The 19,870-nt window shown below is 45.6% G+C and carries 12 protein-coding genes and 2 tRNA genes; 8 read left to right on the forward strand and 6 right to left on the reverse strand.

Annotated features, from left to right (window positions below):
- Nucleotides 1-160: 160 nt before the first annotated feature.
- The 3 genes from ACO4R2_RS06935 to ACO4R2_RS06945 form a co-directional block, all read right to left on the reverse strand.
- Nucleotides 161-910 carry a radical SAM protein gene (locus tag ACO4R2_RS06935; RefSeq protein WP_484769687.1) on the reverse strand — a complete coding sequence of 250 codons (750 nt, stop codon included), beginning with the start codon at nucleotides 908-910 and terminating at the stop codon, nucleotides 161-163.
- Nucleotides 903-2,333 (reverse strand): hypothetical protein, encoded by a 1,431-nt coding sequence (locus ACO4R2_RS06940; RefSeq protein ID WP_484769688.1) that lies wholly within the window; start codon nucleotides 2,331-2,333, stop codon nucleotides 903-905. Before ACO4R2_RS06940 ends, ACO4R2_RS06935 begins: the two co-directional genes overlap by 8 nt.
- A gap of 432 nt (nucleotides 2,334-2,765) precedes the next feature.
- On the reverse strand, nucleotides 2,766-3,284 hold the full coding sequence (locus tag ACO4R2_RS06945; protein ID WP_484769689.1) for a GNAT family N-acetyltransferase: 519 nt from the start codon (nucleotides 3,282-3,284) through the stop codon (nucleotides 2,766-2,768).
- A gap of 443 nt (nucleotides 3,285-3,727) precedes the next feature.
- Between ACO4R2_RS06945 and ACO4R2_RS06950 the strand changes: the two genes are divergently transcribed.
- The 3 genes from ACO4R2_RS06950 to ACO4R2_RS06960 all read left to right on the forward strand — a co-directional run bounded on the left by ACO4R2_RS06950 (nucleotide 3,728) and on the right by ACO4R2_RS06960 (nucleotide 10,607).
- Nucleotides 3,728-4,933, forward strand: a complete 1,206-nt coding sequence (locus ACO4R2_RS06950) for a hypothetical protein (RefSeq protein ID WP_484769690.1) — start codon at nucleotides 3,728-3,730, stop codon at nucleotides 4,931-4,933.
- A gap of 392 nt (nucleotides 4,934-5,325) precedes the next feature.
- A complete protein-coding gene (locus tag ACO4R2_RS06955) occupies nucleotides 5,326-8,523 on the forward strand; it encodes a SusC/RagA family TonB-linked outer membrane protein (protein ID WP_484769691.1) in 3,198 nt (1,065 codons plus the stop codon).
- A gap of 80 nt (nucleotides 8,524-8,603) precedes the next feature.
- Entirely contained in the window at nucleotides 8,604-10,607 is a 2,004-nt protein-coding gene (locus tag ACO4R2_RS06960) for a RagB/SusD family nutrient uptake outer membrane protein (RefSeq protein WP_484769692.1), read from the forward strand.
- Between the two features lie 786 nt (nucleotides 10,608-11,393).
- Here ACO4R2_RS06960 and ACO4R2_RS06965 read toward each other — a convergent pair.
- From ACO4R2_RS06965 to ACO4R2_RS06975, 3 genes are all read right to left on the reverse strand, one after another.
- Entirely contained in the window at nucleotides 11,394-12,158 is a 765-nt protein-coding gene (locus ACO4R2_RS06965) for a M15 family metallopeptidase (protein ID WP_484769693.1), read from the reverse strand.
- 52 nt (nucleotides 12,159-12,210) lie between these two features.
- Nucleotides 12,211-12,287 (reverse strand) — tRNA-Asn (locus ACO4R2_RS06970).
- A 21-nt stretch (nucleotides 12,288-12,308) separates the two neighbouring features.
- Nucleotides 12,309-12,382, reverse strand: a tRNA-Asn gene (locus ACO4R2_RS06975).
- A gap of 97 nt (nucleotides 12,383-12,479) precedes the next feature.
- Here ACO4R2_RS06975 and ACO4R2_RS06980 point away from each other — a divergent pair.
- From ACO4R2_RS06980 to ACO4R2_RS07000, 5 genes are all read left to right on the forward strand, one after another.
- Complete coding sequence (locus tag ACO4R2_RS06980) at nucleotides 12,480-13,448, forward strand: adenosine kinase (RefSeq protein ID WP_484769694.1); 969 nt, start codon at nucleotides 12,480-12,482, stop codon at nucleotides 13,446-13,448.
- A 141-nt stretch (nucleotides 13,449-13,589) separates the two neighbouring features.
- Nucleotides 13,590-15,251, forward strand: coding sequence for a S41 family peptidase (locus ACO4R2_RS06985; RefSeq protein ID WP_484769695.1), 1,662 nt, complete (start codon nucleotides 13,590-13,592; stop codon nucleotides 15,249-15,251).
- 256 nt (nucleotides 15,252-15,507) lie between these two features.
- A complete protein-coding gene (locus tag ACO4R2_RS06990) occupies nucleotides 15,508-16,092 on the forward strand; it encodes a DUF417 family protein (RefSeq protein ID WP_315091431.1) in 585 nt (194 codons plus the stop codon).
- A 332-nt stretch (nucleotides 16,093-16,424) separates the two neighbouring features.
- On the forward strand, nucleotides 16,425-18,203 hold the full coding sequence (locus ACO4R2_RS06995; RefSeq protein WP_484769696.1) for a GEVED domain-containing protein: 1,779 nt from the start codon (nucleotides 16,425-16,427) through the stop codon (nucleotides 18,201-18,203).
- 34 nt (nucleotides 18,204-18,237) lie between these two features.
- A complete protein-coding gene (locus ACO4R2_RS07000; protein WP_484769697.1) occupies nucleotides 18,238-19,746 on the forward strand; it encodes an arylsulfatase in 1,509 nt (502 codons plus the stop codon).
- Nucleotides 19,747-19,870: the final 124 nt, after the last annotated feature.

Raw genomic sequence — 19,870 nt, forward strand, 5'->3', positions numbered from 1 at the left:
GTTTCACTGCCTCTCTGTGGAGCGCCTTTGTAGTCAGGTACAAGAAGTGTAATACAGTCATCACGCTGGCTTTTTATTACAACAAGTGTTGCCAGAAAAAAGCTGATGAAGCTTCGTTTTCTTTAGAACTATCTCATCATACTGATGATGGCAAATATGCTCAAAGGGCTTTGCATGTTCTCCATTCAACGTTATTAAGTGCTTCCATCATTCCAGCAAAATCTAAGGTTTTTAGTGGTTGTTTTCCTGGAGCGTAGCTACATGAGTTTACTTTCTTATCCCATGATACAGAAACAAAGTTTTGCGGGCGTTTACATTCTAACAGGCACGAAGGGCTTTGAAATGGCTTCCCTTCTGCTACTATCGAAATCTGTTTAGGAGTTGGCGTATTGCTGTATCTTTGGGGAATGATAATAATTTGATCTGTAGGGATGATCTCGCTTAATCTTTTATACACAGATTGTGCTGCATCAATTTTATCCTTCCCAACAAGGAGGTTAACGCCAGGTTTAATATTCGTCTGCATCATTTTTTGTATCTGGCTCAGAACTCTAGCAACCTCATGCTCTTCATTGGGATAGTGTATGGTGAAATGAACCTTATCGGGCTGGTGAAGCATGAGTTCGTTCCAGATAGACTCATCCAGTAGTGGAAGTCCATTCGTTGTTACTGACAGATAACATCTATTGTACAATGCGTCAATGACTTCAAAGATACCTTCATATTCAAAAGGCTCCCCGCCACCAAGCGAAACAGCTTTGATACCATGTGCAACACAATCAGAAGTGAAGTCAATCACCTCTTGTGGTTTCCACCTTAGCCCGCGACTGTTTCTACTACTATGGTTATAACAAAACGGACATTGTTTGGAGCAATAGTTACTAAGATCTATAGATAATATTTCAATCATGAGCTTTCCCCTGTTTTTTGAGTTCTTCCATTTCCTCTATAGAATATGAATATGGCGATATGGGCCCTTGATATGGCTTTTTAGATAATCTGATAATTTCTTCCTTATGAGTATCTAGTTCAGACCTTCGGTATATGGGGTATAAATTTTTGTTGATTTCTATGCAGTGCTGACTGATTGGGAAGACTGTTTGAACTACGCAGCACGCACTATCTTCTATGATGATAACATTAGGGCGTAAGGTTGAGATGATGTTCTCAAGCCAGCCGCTGGATTTTTTGAAAAGTTCACAGAGAGCTTTATACTTTATTTTTGCTTTTATCTCCTCTTTATCCATCGGCATGTGCTTACAATTGTTTTTTGTGGGAACATTGGGTATATAGCTCAGAGCTATCATTTTATCCTCCAACGCACATAATTCTTCATCATTCCAAAAATCCGTGTATTCAAAGGTGATAGGAACAATAAAAAGAATCGTAGGTTCTAACACGTCTGTTTTAGAGAAAGTAAGTGTACATTTAAAATCACACTTCTTACATCCGTTATCTGATTTGATGGGACAGAAGTCGTAAAAATCAAAAACCCAACTGTCGGTAAGTACCCACCTGTCTTTTCCATCAACCATCGGCAATAGAGCATACTCATTGTTTTCAACGTGCATTATGTTTTTACATGAAAGCACGACAGATGGAAACCATCGGGCAATCTGCAAATCTTCGAGCTCCTTAAATTTTCCAGGTATTTTCAGAATTTTGTCGTGATAAATCTTCTTAATCTGTGAGATTTTCACAGGATGAGAAGGGATATTCATGCGCTTTTGCACTGTATCAGGCCAATAGGGCTGCAAGTAAATATAATATGGCGCTTGATTGAAGTCCTTTACGAAGTCCATCTTACCCTCAGTAGGGTTATAGTTGGCATCCATATTAAGTTCAGGATAGTCATAGACATACTCAATAATTCCTGCCTTTATGATTTGGTCAAGACCTGAACCTTTTATTATTGAATTGTCATTTGACTTAGTACAGTTCCAAGCATCAATCTTGTAAAGGCCCAACTCTTCTGATATACACCCTTCATATTCTATCTTTGAATTATTTACGATATTCAAGAATCGTTCTTTCTGACTCTTGTCTATTTTTACAACGACCTCAAACCAAGCGTCTTGCTCACTAACTGAATGAGGTTTTCCCAACAATTCTTCAATCTGTTCTTTGGTAAGTTGGATTGAATCGTCTATCTTGCCATTGTGAAAGCCTTCTCCAAAAATTAGATTGTTAGCAAAATTGCAATCCTGGTGTACACCAAGTGGAATCGGGCCATTATCATCGAATTGCATAATAGCAATATTCCCCTCATCGTCTACCATATACCATGATGTAGACATGGAATGCGTTGCAGGATATTCTTTATCTGTTTTCATGTGCAGTTTTTTTTGATTACATGTTTATGATTTGTGCTGTAGAGGGTAAGAATGTTCTCTAAAAAGTTGGTGATATTGCTGATGTTTATAGTATTATGTGAATAAAATACAAGTATATAAAAGGAAGGTCCTCTCTGGCAAAGATACAGAATTTCCTATATCACTAAATGAGTATTGCAAGAATATTGAGGTTGTTCCTACTAAACTCTCTATACATCCTATAGCTTCAGACTATAACCGCATGAAAAAATGTGCAGGGATGTTTTGAAAGGCAATTATTGTGTATATGCGCGTGAATATCCTTATTGCGTCAGCTGAGAGAATAAGACTGTCAGCTGACGCGCTTATAGTGTTTCTAAACGCAATAAGGAAAAATATGAGTGGAGAAGGATTCGCTCTTTCCTATAAGTTATTTTTTAGTGGGGGAGAGGGTTACAATATTTTTTCAAATGCTAAGCGTTCTGTTTTTTCGGTGGTACCGCGCTGATAGTAGACTTTTCCGCAATAAATGAAGCCAAGGTGGCGTACGAGAGAGAGCATCTCAGCGTTATCGTAGTTGGTGTCTATGCGGATGCTCTGCACTCCGCGTTCTCGGCAAAGGCGTTCTGCTTCGGAAAAGATGCGCCGCGCGAGACCGCGTCCCAGTGCGGAATGCAGAACGGCCACGCGATGAACAACAGCATAAGGCGCCGCAGAGAGCCAACTTCCTTCGAGTGCATCGTAAGCTGGTTCGCCGCGAAAAGAGATGGCTGCATAAGCCACTATTTCCGCGTCTTCCTCTATAACATAGCCCACGCCCGAATCGAAGTCGGCTTGTAAGTCAGTTTTAGCAGGGTAGTTTTCATCCCACTGCTGTCGCCCCTTTTCCACCATAGTTTGTGCAGCTTCACGAAGGATGCGAAATACCGTATCAAAATCAGAAGGGCGGACAGATCGGAAAAAGGTTTGCATACACTCTAAAATTAGATTGCAAAGAAAGCAAAACTCGTGCGTTTATACAATCTATGGCGCATCATTTAGCTTCTTTTGCTATTAAAAAATGATTTTTCGGAGAAAAAATTTTGCTGTATTATCGGTAAGTACTATCTTTGCACCGCTTCTTTAACGAGGAGCAAGGATTGTCCTATGGTGTAATGGCAGCACTAGAGTTTTTGGTTCTCTCAGTCTTCGTTCGAATCGGAGTAGGACAACGCAGTTAGAGTCCTGTGCTTTTGCGCAGGACTTTTTGTGTGTTTATTATGTGTGAAAAGAGTCTTTGTGAGCGGTTGAGAACGAAGAATGATAGCAAAAAACTCATTGTGAGGCAGATACTTTAAACAATCTTTTGCAAAAGCACAAAAGAATCGTTACCTTTGTGGCATCATTACTTACATTATCAATTAAATATCTTTTTTATGAAGAAATCTCTACTTCTTTTAGTTACATTGTTTACGGCCCTGTTTGCAGGAGCAGAAACGATTGACAACAAAACAGCTACATGGACAGCCTCTGCTAATGGTGCTCTCACGCTGACTTCAGGTACCTACACTCTTACTGCATCAAAGGCAGAAGGTAAGACTGTTCCCATGCATCACAAGGATGGCGATATTCGTGTGTATGCCAAAGGTACATTGACCGTTACGACTACGGGCGCTAACATGAAGTCTATCGTGTTCAATATTGCTAAGACTGGTATCTACACTCAAGCAGATATGTCTGCTTCAACGGGTACTGTAACTGTTGATACAACAGCAATGACTGTGACTTGGACTGGCGATGCTAACAACGTGGTTCTCACTGTTGGCGATAAGGCTACTTATGGTCGTCAGAGCACTAAAAATGGTCAGTTCCGCTTTATCAAGGCTGAAATCACAGCAAACGGAACTTCTAGCAGTGGTGAAACTGGCGGAACTCAGACTGCTACAGAAATGACGATTGCTAGTCTCAACGCTCTGACAGCTGATCAAGCAAACGTTCGTCTGAAGTTTACAAATGCTAAGGTGCTCGGTTCTCACACTACGAAGAAAGGTGCTAAGTCTATCTATGTTCGCGAAGGCGACAAGGCTATCATCCTTTTCAATACTGGTCTTGAACTGAACGATAATGCAGTGCTCAACGGTTATGTTGATGTTGATTTCAAGGTTTATAATGGTATGCCTGAGGTGGTAAAGAATGCTCAGACCTCTGCAAGCAATCTGACTGTTACTGAAAGCACAGAAGAAGCAATGCCTGTTGAAACAACTATCGCTGAACTCAATGCTAAGAACCACTTGGCAGACCTCGTTGTCCTGAAGGGTGTCACTATCGAATCAGAACAGAGCGGTAAGTACACTAACTACTACGCTGTTTCTGGTAGCGAACGCATCCAGCTCTTCGGCGGTGTCGATGTGAAGGATTACGTGAATGGTAAGAAGTACGACGTAGTGGCTATCTTCAACCAAATCTTCAAAGGTACAACGCCTGAAATCGCTCCTACGAAGGTAACAGAAGCTACTGCTACTGGTATCAGCACTATTCAGGAAGCTCAGAAGGTTGTTGTTTACGACCTCCAGGGTCGCCGCGTGCAGAAGGCTGAGAAGGGTCTCTTCATCATCAACGGTAAGAAAGTCCTCGTGAAGTAATTCACAGCACACAAAGTTTCTTATAAGGTCGTCCAAAACTGGGCGACCTTTTTTTGTGTGAAAAAACACTCTATAGCTTAATCTATTACTATTAAGAATAAAAAAGCTTGGGGAGGGTATAAAACTGACCTGATTTCACAGAGAAAAGGGCTTTGTGCAAAATAAAATGAAAAATTCTACAAAAAATATGCAAGAGATTTAGATAAAGATATATATTTGCAAAGTCAAGTTAACAAATCTTCGTTACGAGGCGAGTTATAGAAAATACAAAACTCAAAGAAGGATGACTCTCTAGCATAGTTATTTCACTAAGACGAAGAGACCTGACAAGAAACAAAACAAAAACCTAATCAAACAAAATAAAGTAACAAACCTTTTAATCATCTTCATCTATGTCTCATCTCTCAAATTCATTCGGAGCGTTTTTGCTTCTGACGGTTATGGGTGGTGGATTGGCACCAGAAGTTTTGGCGTCAAGTGTCCGACCAACGATGACTATCACGCAGCAGCAAGATGCGCTACAAGGCGTAGTAACAGACGCTAATGGCGAACCTGTAATGGGCGCCGCTGTGCGAGTTAAGAATTCGGGCCGTGTTTCCGTCACTAAGGGCGACGGTTCTTTCTCTATTCCAGGAGTGAAAAAAGGCTCTGTTGTAGTCATCTCCTTCTTGGGCTATGACACACAAGAGGTGACGTGGAATGGTGGTCCACTAAAAGTCACTCTTCAAGAAAAAGACAATACACTGGGCGAAGCTGTAGTAGTGGGCTTCGGTACGCAGAAACGTGTCAATATGACAGGTTCTATTTCTACCGTTAGCGCAAAAGAAATCCAAGCTCGTCCTGTTAATAGCACTGTTGAAGCACTGCAAGGTGTTGTGCCTGGTATGAACTTCGCCGTAGGTTCAGGCGGTGGTGCGCTCGATTCTGATTTAAACTTCAATATTCGTGGTAAAGGAACTATCGGTTCTGGTTCTTCCGTAACTCCGCTTGTCCTCATCGACGGTATGGAGGGCGACATCTCAACCCTCAACCCTCAAGACATTCAAAACATCTCTATCCTGAAAGATGCGAGTACCTCCTCTATTTATGGTTCACGCGCAGCAGGTGGTGTTGTTCTCGTTACAACGAAGAAAGGTAAAGAGGGTAAGGTATCGATCAACTACAACAACTCATTCCGTTTCAACTCTCCACTTAATATGCCGGAGATGATGAACTCCTATGAGTATGCTCTCTTCTTTAATGCAGCTGGACATAGCACCATGTTTACAGATGCTAAGTTGCAGCAAATCAAAGACAATCTTGCGGGAAAAGGTGGCCCCACAATGTACGCCAACCCAAAGACTAACCGTTGGGAGGTTTGGGACAATCTTGATCTGCTCCCATCAGGCAACACCGATTGGCTGAAATACCACTTCGGCAATAGTTTCTCACAAGAGCACACGCTGAGTATTTCAGGCGGTAGTCAAAAGATGCAATACTACTTCTCTGCTAACTACCTACAGCGCAATGGTATGCTTAAGCAAGCTAAGGACGACCGCAACCGCTATGCCTTCACAGGGCGCATCAATAGTGAGCTGGCTCCGTGGGCGCACTTCGGTTATACAACTCGCTTCAACCGTGAGGATTTTGAACGTCCGTCGTTTGTTACTCCTCTCTTCTATCACAATGCTTGCCGTTACTGGCCGATTGTTCCGACTATTGACCCAAATGGACACCCCGTACGCGAATCTTACTACGAAATGCTTAATCGTGGTGGTCTTTACAATATTCAGCAGGATAATCTGGATCAGCAGTTCTCACTCATTCTTGAACCTATCAAGAACTGGACGATCAATACTGAATTGAACTATCGCGCAAGCACCACTTTCCGTCACGAAGATTATCAGACGGTTTACGCTTGGGATGTTAATAACAATCCATACGCAACAGACAATCAGACTTCTTCCGTAACGGAATACGCTTACAAGTCTAACTATTTCAATCCGAATATCTATTCAACTTACCTTCACAGCTTTGGTGATCACAATTTCAAGGTGATGGCCGGTTTCCAAAGCGAATGGTTCCACTATCGCAATGTGACAGGTTCTCGTGATGGTATTCTTTCTAGAGTGCCTACACTGAACACTACTTCCACCAATCCGCGCGTAGCAGGTGGTTTGGCAAGTTGGTCAACAGCAGGTTTCTTTGGTCGTTTGAACTACAACTATGCTGAACGCTACTTGGTAGAAGCAAGTCTTCGCTACGACGGTTCTTCTCGCTTCATCAGATCAAAGCGTTGGAATCTCTTCCCCAGCTTCTCTTTAGGTTGGAATGTTTCTAAGGAAAACTTCTGGAAACCTATCGAAGATAAGATCAATAACTTGAAGCTCCGTTTCACTTGGGGTAAGCTCGGTAACCAAAACACGGACAACTGGTATCCCTTCTATTCTACGATTGGTTATAGTGCTAATGCCGGTAACTGGTTGCTCAATGGAGAGAAGCAGAATCTGGCTTCCGAACCAGCTCTCGTCAGTGCATTGCTCACATGGGAAAAGACCCGCACATGGGATCTCGGTGTTGACTTCGGTGCTTTCAACAACCGCTTGACAACCAGCTTCACTTACTTCCAACGCAAAACTTTGGACATGGTAGGTCCTGCTCCTGAGCTTCCTGATGTACTCGGTACGGCTGTTCCTAAGGTGAACAACCTCGATATGACCTCAAAGGGTTGGGAACTCACGCTCGGATGGCGCGATCATATCAACGATTTCTTCTATGGTGCCGACCTCATGCTGAGCGACAATCAAGTGGTTATAGATCGTTATCCCAATGCAGCGAAAGATCTCTCTCAGACATACTATAAGGGTGCTCACTTAGGCGATATTTGGGGTTATGTTACAGAAGGTATGGCTAAGACTCAGGAAGAGATGGATGCTCACCTGAAGAATGCTAACCAAGATGCGCTCGGTTCTAATTGGCGCGCTGGTGACATTATGTACAAAGACCTTAATGGTGATAAGAATATCAATACTGGTCAGAATACGGCGAACGATTCTGGTGACCGCAAGATTATTGGTAACTCCACTCCGCGCTACAACTTCGGTCTGAACCTCACAGCCAGCTATAAAGGCTTCGACTTGAAGGTATTCTTCCAAGGCGTTCTGAAGCGCGATTATTGGCCTGGTGCAGGTGGTGGCGGTGTTATGTTCTGGGGTGCCAGCGGTGGCAAGTGGCAGAGCGTTGCTTTCAAGGAGCATCTCGACTACTTCCGTGCCGATGCAAACGATCCGCTCGGACAGAACCTCAACGCTTACTATCCCGAACCTGATTGGAGCACACAGAAGAACCAGCAAGCACAAACTCGCTACTTGCAGAATGCAGCTTACTGCCGTCTGAAGAACGTTACGTTGGGCTACACTCTCCCAGAAGCACTAACACAGCGTTTCTATGTTCAGAAAGTTCGCTTCTTTGTTTCGGCTGAGAATCTCCTCACTTTCACTAAGTTCACCAAGATGGGCGATCCCGAACTCATCGACGCCGGTGGTTGGGGCTTCAGCAAGACTTATCCGCTCTCTAAGACATGGTCTGTTGGTGTAAGTGTCACTTTCTAACTCTCATAATTCGCTGAGAAAAGAGCGGAAAAGTTCTATTCCGCATCAATCTAAATGTACTCTTTAATAAAAAAGACATTATGAAACTAAAATATTTTTCACTGCTGCTGTGTGGTGCGTTAACACTGACAAGCTGTAATGACTTTCTGGATCGTGAACCAGAAGATAGCCTTACTCCCAGTAAGTACTTTACAGCCGAAGCAGACCTTGCTGCATATAGTATCCAATACTATAATTTCAATTCCATCCAACCTGGTTCTTACGGCATTGGTACTTTCGCCGATGATAACGGTACAGACAACCAGGTGAATGCTGGAGGTTCTAACCTATGGATTCCAGGACAATACAAGGTGGGTAGTAGCAATCCGTGGAACTTCACCCAAGTGCGCCATTGCAACTACTTCTTCGAGCAGGTTCTTCCCAAGTACGAAGCTGGTAAGATTCAAGGCAATGCGGATAACATTAAGCACTACATTGGCGAAATGTATCTTCTCCGTGCATACGCCTACTTCAATCTCCTGAAGAATATCGGCGACTGCCCTATCATCACTACTGCACTTCCCGATGAAGAAAGCGTTCTTCTCAAAGCCTCTCATCGTGATCCGCGTAACAAAGTGGCTCGCTTCATCCTTGAAGACCTCGACAAAGCTATCAGTCTACTCAAAGAGGTTTCTCCCGACGGCAAGAAAGAACGCGTTTCTCGCGATGTGGCTTATCTGCTTCGCAGTCGCGTAGCTCTCTACGAAGGTACATTCGAGAAGTATCATGCCGGAACAGCTTTTGTTCCAGGTGGTAAGGATTGGCCCGGTGCTGCTGAAGATGCCGCTGGCTATGACAACGCTGCCGAAGTGAAATACTTCCTCGGTGAAGCCATGAAGAGTGCCAAGATGGTGGGCGACAAGATGGTTAGCAAACTGGCCGAAAATACTGCCACAGACGAAGGTATGGATAATAAGTATAAGTCCATTAATGCCTACTATACAATGTTCTGCGATGCGGATATGTCCACTTATCCCGAGGTGCTGATGTGGCGCGAATATAGCGTTGCGAAAGGCACAGGTCACAACACGCAGCAATATTTCCAGAAGAACGGTTGCAACACGGGTTGGACACGTGGCCTTGTCAATTCCTTCGTGATGGAGAACGGTTATCCCATCTATGCCGCAGCTTCTGGCTACAATGACTCTCAAGAGCTGAATGGTATTAGTGCTACATTGGCAAACCGCGACTCACGTATCCGCATCTTCACAAAGGGCGACAACAGTGTTGAGAGCTACTTTGCTGATGGTACCACCGCCAACGTTCAGTTGGGGAGCAGCATTTTCGAAGAAACAGAAAAGCGTGCGGTAACGGGCTATATGATTAAGAAGGGTAAGCACTACGACCCCACCATGTATCTGACCCACTTCCACAGTGTGAATGGTAGTCTCTTGTTCCGTGGCGTTGAAGCTCTGCTCAACTATATAGAAGCATCTTATGAACTCAATGGAACAATTGATGCTACAGCTGAAAGCTATTGGAAGGCTATCCGTCGCCGTGCAAAGGTGAATGAGAACTACAATATAACAATTGCTGCCACCGATATGAACGAGGAAGCTAAGGGCGACTTTGCTGCTTACTCTCACGGTAAGCTCATCAATGCAACGCTCTATAATATCCGCCGTGAACGCCGCAATGAGCTGATTGGCGAAGGCTTCCGCTGGGCCGATTTGCAACGCTGGCGCGCTTGCGACCAGGTGAAGAACTACCAGGTTGAAGGTTTCCGCTATTGGGGCACTGTTTACGAAGGTGCATTCCGCGACAAAGACGGTAATGATAAAGCTGTTGTCGACTTAACAGGTGAAAAGGGTAATATGTCTGCCAAAACTTTGAGCAACTATATTCGTCCCTACCAGATCAAGCCTGCTGACCACAACCTGCTCTATAATGGTCTAAACTTCACTCCGGCTCACTATCTCATGCCGCTGCCACAATCTGTTTTCCGCAAGACGGCAACCAATAAGGCAGATCTGAAAACATCTGTTGTTTATCAGAATCCAGGTTGGCCTATGATAGATGGTAATGGAGCCGAAACCATTGAATAAGTCTAATATCTCTTAATGAAAGAGGGGAGTGTTTACTTCCCTCTTTTTTTGAGGTTCATCCCCGAATTGCATTGGTGGTTTTCTTTGTCTATGAATACCAGTATAATTCGGGGATAAACCCGATTCCCTTTCCGCAATACCCTTAAGTCGGTATGGCGGTTTTTTGTTAGAAGCATAGCATTGCAAGAGTATATGAGTAAAGAGACATACGAGTAGAAAAGGGTGCAGTGCGACACCGCTGGTGTCGGAGGTGAGTTTTGCTACATCTCCCACGGGTTCACCCTTCGGGCATCACCCGCGGTTAAGCATGGTGTGTCCCCGCAGGGGACAGTGGATAGGGAGCTATGACTTCTATTAGTACTCCTACCAAGAAAACTCATTTTTTGTTGTCACGTTGTCACGGAGGAGTAAACACGTTGATAAATAGATGCTTGAGGGTGTGACAACAAAATATTTGTTGCCACCTTGTTGTCACGCGCTCAATCTATACATTTTCAGTCGTTTATGTTCATAGTGTGACAACGTGACGACAAAAACGCAAAAAACAAAATTCTGTGGAGAAGTGTGTTTTCTTGTAGTTGTGGTTCTATTTGTTGAACTCGTAAATACAATAAGAGCGTGGGCTGACGCAATAAGGATGTCAGCTGACAGCCTTATTGTATCTTCAAACGCAATAAGGATATTTTTGCCTGTGTAGATAAATAAGTGCAACTCTCTTTTGGGGAAATTGCAGAGAAAGCTTCCTGTTTGAAGCTTTCCGTGGTGAAGATACCGTTTTTGTATATTCTATTTTTCGAAGTGTTGATAATCCTTCGAGTGACGCCACGCGCCGCCCCATCTGAAGCCATGCTCAAGGAAGAGGCGGTGGCAGATGTCGCCATGCTCAATCTTGTAAGCAAATTTTTTGGAGCGATCAGCGTAGGGTAGAGCCGTTGTGGGTGCAACGGAGAGTTTTCCTTTTTGCCTTTTGCAATGGGGATTATAGAGCGGGTTGATGTCGACAGCCATTCCACGGGAGTGGGCTGATAGTTTTTTCGTACCTCTCACGGAGCGGAAGCAGAAGCAGCTGGTGTTGTTAGCACGCATAGAGTTTTCGTCGTTGGCGTTGTAATTGTCGATGAGCACCATTCGCTCGATGGGGTAGTGCGCATCGAAAAGTTTGCTAAAGATAGTAACCAGTGTGCCAGCAATGCGCTTGTTACACACCATTTCTCCCAGCCGTATTTCGCCCTCTTTGTTGTAATGGAGTAGGCGCAGATAGCGCAGTTCTTCACGCTCGATAGCATTTGTTTTAGGAAATGATTTTCCCAACATTCTCTGAAACACCTTGTCGGGGATGCGCTGAGCAACGAAGCAATGGTTTCGTCCGAATTTCTCCACAGCTTTGGCCGACACCTTCCGTCCAGCATCCCAGCGTTGCAGCACCGCATCGTCCGTTTCCGCCACCGTTGCGTGGGCAACTGCAGTCGTCGTTTTGTTTTTCTTTGGCGTTTGGGCGCACAGCATAAGTGCGAACATTCCCATCACTACGCACAGCTTTCCTCTCTTCATCACGTTTTGCAATAAACAAAAAAAGAGGAACCACTTCTTAGTGATTCCTCCATGGCGCTTCAGGATGGGCTTGAACCAACGACCCCCTGATTAACAGTCAGGTGCTCTAACCAACTGAGCTACTGAAGCAGTGCTCTTCTGAGATATTTGCGCTTCAGGATGGGCTTGAACCAACGACCCCCTGATTAACAGTCAGGTGCTCTAACCAACTGAGCTACTGAAGCAGGATAATGAGGTTTCTCTCAGAATTGCGGTGCAAAAGTAATGTCTATTTCCGAAATAAGCAATACCTTTGCATAGAATTTTGAAAAAAAAGTTGAAATGAAGAAGATTTTAGGCATTGGCAACGCTCTTTGCGATGTTTTGACACAGATTGACGACTCTGTTCTCAAGGAATTGGGACTCCCGAAAGGTTCTACGCAGTTTGTGGACTTCGAGGGGTATAAAAAGCTCAATGAGAAGCTGGAGAAACTTCAAACCAGCTTTGCTACTGGTGGCTCTGTGGGAAATACGATGTTGGCACTGGCCAATCTCGGCGCAAAGCCCGAATTTATCGGGAAAGTGGGCGATGATCGCTATGGCGAGTTCTATAAAGATAATTTTTTGCAGCATGGCGGTATTCCTCATTTCTTGATTGGTGATCTCCCCACGGGTGTTTGTTCGGCTTTTATTACCCCCGACGGACAGCGCACCTTCGACGACTATTTGGGCGCAGCGGCCACACTGACGGCTGATGATTTGCAAACGGAATGGTTCGACAATGCCGATATTTTCTATATTGAAGGTTATCTCGTGCAGAACCACGAAATGGTGATGCGCGCCGCAGATATTGCCAAATCGAAAGGGCTGAAGATTGGTCTCGACTTTGGTAGCTATAATATTGTGGAGGATGATCGCCCCTTCTTCGAACAACTTCTTCAGAAAGTCGATATTATTTTTGCCAACGAAGATGAGGCCAGATCCTTCACCGGTAAGTCCGATCCCGTTGAGGCTCTCAATGTGTTGGCCGAAAAATGCGAAATCGCGATTGTCAAGATAGGCGCTGAAGGATCTTTGGTAAAACGTGGAGAGGAAGTGGCTCGCGCGGCAGCAGAGAAAGTCCACAAAGTGGTAGATACCACGGGAGCTGGCGATTATTTCGCCGCTGGTTTCCTCTATGGCTTGAGCCGTGGCGAATCTTTGGAAACCTGTCTTCAGAAAGGTGCTCTCCTGGCGAGCAAGGTCATCCAGGTGGTAGGCACAACCCTTCCCGACGAAGTTTGGGACGAAATTTGTGAGAAACTGAAATGAGATAACGAGAAAAAGGTGCAAAGCAAGCGATGATTTTCCGATGATTGCTTTCTGCTCTCTTGTGAAAGTAACGTTTTGCACCCTTTTCTTCCTTTTCTCCTCTTTCTTTTCTGCCTCTTTCTTCTTATCAACATTTTGAACATGAAAAAGCTGCTTTTTCTTTTTGCCCTTGTCTTCTCGATGGAAGGCGTGGCGCAAAGCAATTCCGACCACAATTTTGAGATTTCTAAAAACCTCGATATTTTCAATTCCCTTTATAAGGAATTGGACACTTATTATGTGGACACACTGAGTGCGGAGAAAAATATCAACAACGCATTGCTCTATATGCTCAATCAGCTTGATCCCTATACGCAGTACTATGCTGAGAATAAGACGCAAGAACTCAAACAACTCACCACGGGTAAGTATGCCGGTATTGGATCTGTCATTTCTTTTCTCAACAAAGCACGTCGCTGCATCATAGAAGAACCCTATGAGGGAATGCCTGCTGCTCTGGCCGGTCTTCGCGCTGGCGACATCCTTCTTTCCATCGATGGAAAGGATTATGGTGAAGCAGAAAAAGGTAAAGAAAGTGAATACTCCAGCCGTGTTAGCGAATCGCTTCGTGGCGATGTTGGTACCCATTTTGAACTAAAGGTGAAACGCTATGGTGTGGAAAAACCGCTCACTTTCCGACTAACGCGGCGCACCGTAACGATGCCCAGCGTTCAGTTCTATACAATGGTGAACGACACCGTTGGGTATGCCTTGCTAACAGGTTTCACAGAGCAAACAACCCACGAACTCCAGATGGCCTTTGCTGAGCTGAAGCAAAAAGGTATGCGGCGTTTCATCCTCGACCTGCGCGGAAATGGCGGAGGTCTGTTGGATCAGGCCGTCAATGTGGTGGGGCTCTTCGTGCCTCGCGGAAAGGAAGTGGTGCGTATGAAGGGGAAGTTGAAAGAAGTAAATTCCACTTTCAAGACAAAGAATGAACCAGCCGATTTAACAATGCCCATCGTTGTTCTGACCGATAACGGTACAGCTTCTTCGGCCGAAATCACGAGCGGAGCTTTGCAGGACTACGATCGAGCCGTCATCATCGGTCAGCGCACGTATGGTAAAGGTCTGGTACAGCAGACGCGACAACTGCCCTATAAGGCAATTCTCAAACTCACCACAAGTAAGTACTACATCCCTTCAGGGCGTTGCATTCAAGCGTATAGCTATAAAAACGGACAACCGCAACACCTGCCCGACTCGCTTTCTAAAGTTTTCCATACTGCCAACGGACGTCCTGTTCGCGATGGGGGAGGTATCACGCCCGATATCGTAACCGTGCCCGACTCCTTGCCCTCGCTCTTCTCCTATCTTTCAGCGAGCGATGCCCTGCGCAACTATTGCTCCGACTACCAGAATCATCATCGCACCATTGCTCGTCCCAGTACTTTTTCTCTTTCTGATCAGGAGTACAACGACTTTCTGCAATTCCTGAAAAAGGAGAATTTCACTTATGATACGCAATCGAAATCTGCACTCAATATCCTGCGCAGCATTGTAGCAGCAGAAGGTTACGAACAAATGGCCAAAGATGAGTTGAATGCGCTGGAGAAAAAGCTCTCCCATAATTTTGAGTACGATTTCGACTATTGGCGCAAAGATATTAAGTCGCTTGTGGAATCCGAACTCGTGACGCGCTACTACTACCAAAAAGGTGTGGCCGAATATAATCTGCGCAACGACAAGGATTTCAAACTTGCTCTCAAAGTACTCTGCGATGATGCGCGCTACCACCGTCTCTTAGCTCCTAAGAAACATTAAGCCCTGAGGCAGAACTTATCCGCTAAATAGCAAGTTGGGAAATCAGCATGTTTTCTATGCAGAAAAGCAAACTTGCCTTATCATTTCAATATAAAGAAAAAACAGAAAAGAGCTATTTTATAGAAAAACTTTTCTGTTTTTTCTTTTTTTATGCTTTTTTATTTGTTAAAACCTAGGATAGGTGTGTATCTTTGACTACGAAACTCTGTTCGCAGAGTGAACTAAGTATTTATCACAACAAAGCACTTTATTTTTTATGAAAGAAACATTTATCACCCTATTGTCTTTTGCAGCCAATCTCAAGAATGTAGGCTTAAAACTCATCCGCCTGGCCATCCTCATCGTGTTCGTATGGATTGGCGCTTTGAAGTTCACCCACTACGAAGCCGACGGCATTGTTCCGTTTGTGGCCAATAGCCCCTTCATGAGCTTCTTCTATGCTAAGGAAGCTCCCGAATACAAGGAATATAAGAACAAGGAAGGCGAATTCGTTCAGAAAAACCGTGAATGGCACGAGAGCAACCGCACCTACGTATTCTCTCGCGGCTTGGGCGTACTCATCATGAGCATCGGTATCCTGGTATTCCTTGGCATTTTCTCCTCCAAAGCCGGCATCGTGGGCGACACCTTAGCCATCATCATGACCATAGGCACGCTGTCGTTCCTTATCACTACGCCTGAATGCTGGGTGCCCGACCTCGGTAGTGGCGAGCATGGTTTCCCGCTGTTGTCGGGGGCTGGCCGACTGGTCATAAAAGATACCGTCATCCTTGCCGGTGCCATCACCCTGCTGTCCGACTCAGCCGGCCGAGTGCTTAAGCAACTCAAATCAAACGCCTAAGCTAAAGGAGCATACCTCTCGACACTGGGCAAAAACGGTAATGCTGACAGTACCTAATTAGTTCGGCACTCCATATTGCTCACTACTTTGGTTTCACAATCCAATCCCCCTCCCTCTCTGCATGCAGAAGAGGGAGGGGCTTTTCTTTTCCTCTTCCTATGTTTTTTCCACTCTTTTTTGTGTAAAAGAAAGGTAATGAGTATTCTCATAAAAGTGTTTTTCAAAAGGTATATATCGAAAAAACGGAAAAATGGTGAGAAAATATGTAAAAAAGTAGTAGTTTTGCGAAGCAAGTTTCGACTTAACACACCATCATGAGAAAATATACCTCTTTGTTACTTCTTTTACTGTGGTTGCCTTTGACATTATGCGCCTCAGCAAACGCCGGCAGTTATAGTGCCGACAAGTTCTACACCATTGCTATGAAGAGCAATAGCTCGAGCTATATCAGCGAAGAATCAGACGGTACGCTCGTTGTGACATCTTACGACGTAACGAAGCGCATCTTCTGGCAGTTTATCCCAACCAGTAAGGCCAACTGCTATTACATTCGCAATTCGGCTTCGGGCAACTACATCGCCAGTTGCAATATTGCGCAATCGAGAGCTTCGATAATGAAAACGAGCAGTACGCCCGTGGAGTACTATATCGGTACTAACGGCAATTTCTGTCGCTTCACCAGTACGGACTGTGCCGACTATGCCAATACGAGTGCTTCGCCTAACGGGCTGAACAAGGACGGAGCAAGTTCCAATGTCATCGTTTGGAAAGCTGGCGCTTCCAATGGTAATTCCTGGTGGAGCACTACGGAAACCGAGAATCTCTATGAGTTGCGCCCCTTTGTGCCTTCTACAGCTGTGGGGAAACCAACTCGAAAATATTTGTTGAAAAACACTCACGGACTCTATCTTACTATGGCTGCCGACGGTTCGCTGAGCTGGGGTAAGAATATGGAGAATTCTGCACAATGGTACTTTGTTGGAACGGGCAACAGCACGGGCGGCTATCAGCTTGTGAACGTGGCTGCCGATAGAGTGTTGGGAGCAAACGTCCATTATAAGGTGTGTGCTGGTAAGCCTGCTGGCTACTACTTCACCTCCGTTGCAACGCCGCAAACAACGCTTACTATTGATGGCGACTCGCTTGTCACATTTGTTGGAGCCCGCAGTGAATTTGCTCGCAGAGAGCAGATTTATGATTTTCCTTGTGGTGCACTGACGTCCAACTATGTCCTCTCTGCCTCTCTCAAAGGTGCGGGCGTACTCACTCCACTTACCTATCCGGCACAGGTGGCGAGCGGCCGACAAATTATTGCTCCCAACACGAAGCCCAATACCTGGTACACGATTTATACCGCTTCTAAAGCAACCCTCGTAAAGGGGCGCACTGCCACTCTTGCACTGGCGCTGAAAGATGCCCCGCAAGCAGGCGACTCCGTTTATGTTTATTTCGACTGGAACCGCGACGGTGTTTTTGAAACAGCACAAAAGCTCACCGCTGCTCAAGAGATGGAAGCAAACATCCTTATTCCCGCTAATGCTGCTACAGGTAAAAGTCGTATGCGCATACGTTTCACCAGCAACGGACTGACGGAAGCCGATGAGGAAGTGACGGGACAAACGCTCGACTTTATCCTCGAGGTGGTACCCGAAGAGGGACAGACCTTCACAGCTAGCGTGACCACCAACGACAGCCAGCGCGGCACGGCCACTCTTGATGGACTCACCGCCAAAGCCACTCCGCTGGGCAATGCGCGCTTTCTTTGCTGGAAAGAGAACAATAATGTTGTTTCGCTCGACGCCACATATACGTTCGCGCTCGACCACAACGTTTTGCTCACGGCTTACTTCTCACCGAACACCAGCATCTCAACAGGCATCAATACCGCAACGACACAGAAATCGCTCATCACTATCACGGCGCAAAACCAATGTGTCACCGTAGAACCTGCTCAAGGCGTGAAGACCATCAGCATCTACTCCACAACGGGACAACTCGCCGCACAAGGCAAGGGGCACACGCTGAATATCAGCCACCTCCCCGCTGGTAGCTACATTGTTCTTGTTGATGCCACACAAGACAAAGCTTCCTCTAAAATTGTAGTGAAATAAATTCTGATACTATAAATCGTAAAACCAACATACAATGCAACCACGATATCTCCTCTTTGGCGCATCCACATTGGCCGCTTTGGCCGCAGGAGCACAGCAGCGCCCCAACATCATTTATATCATGTGCGACGACATGGGTTATGGCGACTTAAGTTGCTACGGTCAGCAGCTCATTTCTACTCCCAATATCGATCGCCTTGCCCAGCAAGGAATGCGCTTCACGCAGGCCTACGCTGGTAGCCCCGTTTCAGCTCCCTCCCGCGCCAGTTTCATGACGGGTCAGCATACGGGACACACCCACGTGAGAGGCAACAAAGAATATTGGTCCAACAACAACACCATGAAGTATGGTAACAACACCGACTATGCCCTTGTTGGTCAAGAACCTTACGACACCGCCCACGTTATCATTCCCGAAATCTTCAAAGACAATGGCTACACCACGGGTATGTTCGGTAAGTGGGCTGGCGGCTATGAAGGTTCTGTTTCTACGCCCGATAAACGCGGCATCGATGAGTTTTATGGCTACATCTGCCAGTTTCAAGCGCATCTCTACTATCCCAACTTCCTCAATTCCTACAGCCGTTCGGCGGGCGACAAGGCCGTGAAACGCGTTGTTTTGGATCAGAACATCCAGCACGCCATGTTTGGCGACGACTATACCAACCGCCAGCAGTATTCTTCCGACCTTATTCATCAGCACGCCCTCAACTGGCTCGACAAGCAGAGCAAGGACAAACCCTTCTTGGGAATCTTTACCTATACGCTTCCACACGCTGAGCTGATTCAGCCCGAGGACTCCATCCTCGAAGCCTATAAGGGACATTTCTGCGCAGAGCGTCAGTATGGTGGCGACAAAGGTTCGCGCTACAATCCGACGAACATTGCTCACGCGCAGTTTGCTGCCATGATCAGTCGTCTGGATATGCAGGTGGGCGAAATCATGAAGAAACTCGAAGAAAAAGGCCTGGCGGAAAACACCGTTGTGATCTTCACCTCCGACAATGGTCCTCACGAGGAGGGCGGGGCAGACCCCACTTTCTTCAATCGTGATGCAAAACTCCGCGGCTTGAAGCGTAGCACCTACGAAGGCGGTATCCGCATCCCCTTCATCGTTAGCTGGCCGGGACAAGTGAGAGCCGGTGTCGTCAACGACCACCAGTTTGCCTTCTACGACTTGATGGCAACATTCTGCGACTTGGCAGGCATCGAGAACTACGAGCAACGCTATCGCAACCCACGTCTGAAAAACGATTGGTTTGATGGTATTTCCATCTATCCCACGCTGACAGGCAAGGGAACACAGAAAGAGCACGACCATCTCTATTGGGAATTCCACGAAACCAATATGCTCGGTGTGCGCATGGGCAACTGGAAGATGGTTGTCAATCGCGGCGAAGTGCATCTCTATGACCTTGCCAACGATTTGCATGAAGACCACGACGTGGCTGCTGCTCACCCCGAAGTGGTGAAGAAAATGAAAGAATTTATTAAGCAAGATCACACCGACAGTCCACTCTTCCGCGTGACACTTCCGCAATAAATTCATTCCAAGTATAATCCCTTTTTTGTAAGCCGAAAAAGGAGCTGACAAGGTCGAAAGAATCGTTATGGACTATAAGCTGAGTAAAAAAAGAGGTGACCTTAAACCGAATTGGGGTTTATAG

The sequence above is a fragment of the Alloprevotella sp. genome, from assembly GCF_057240785.1.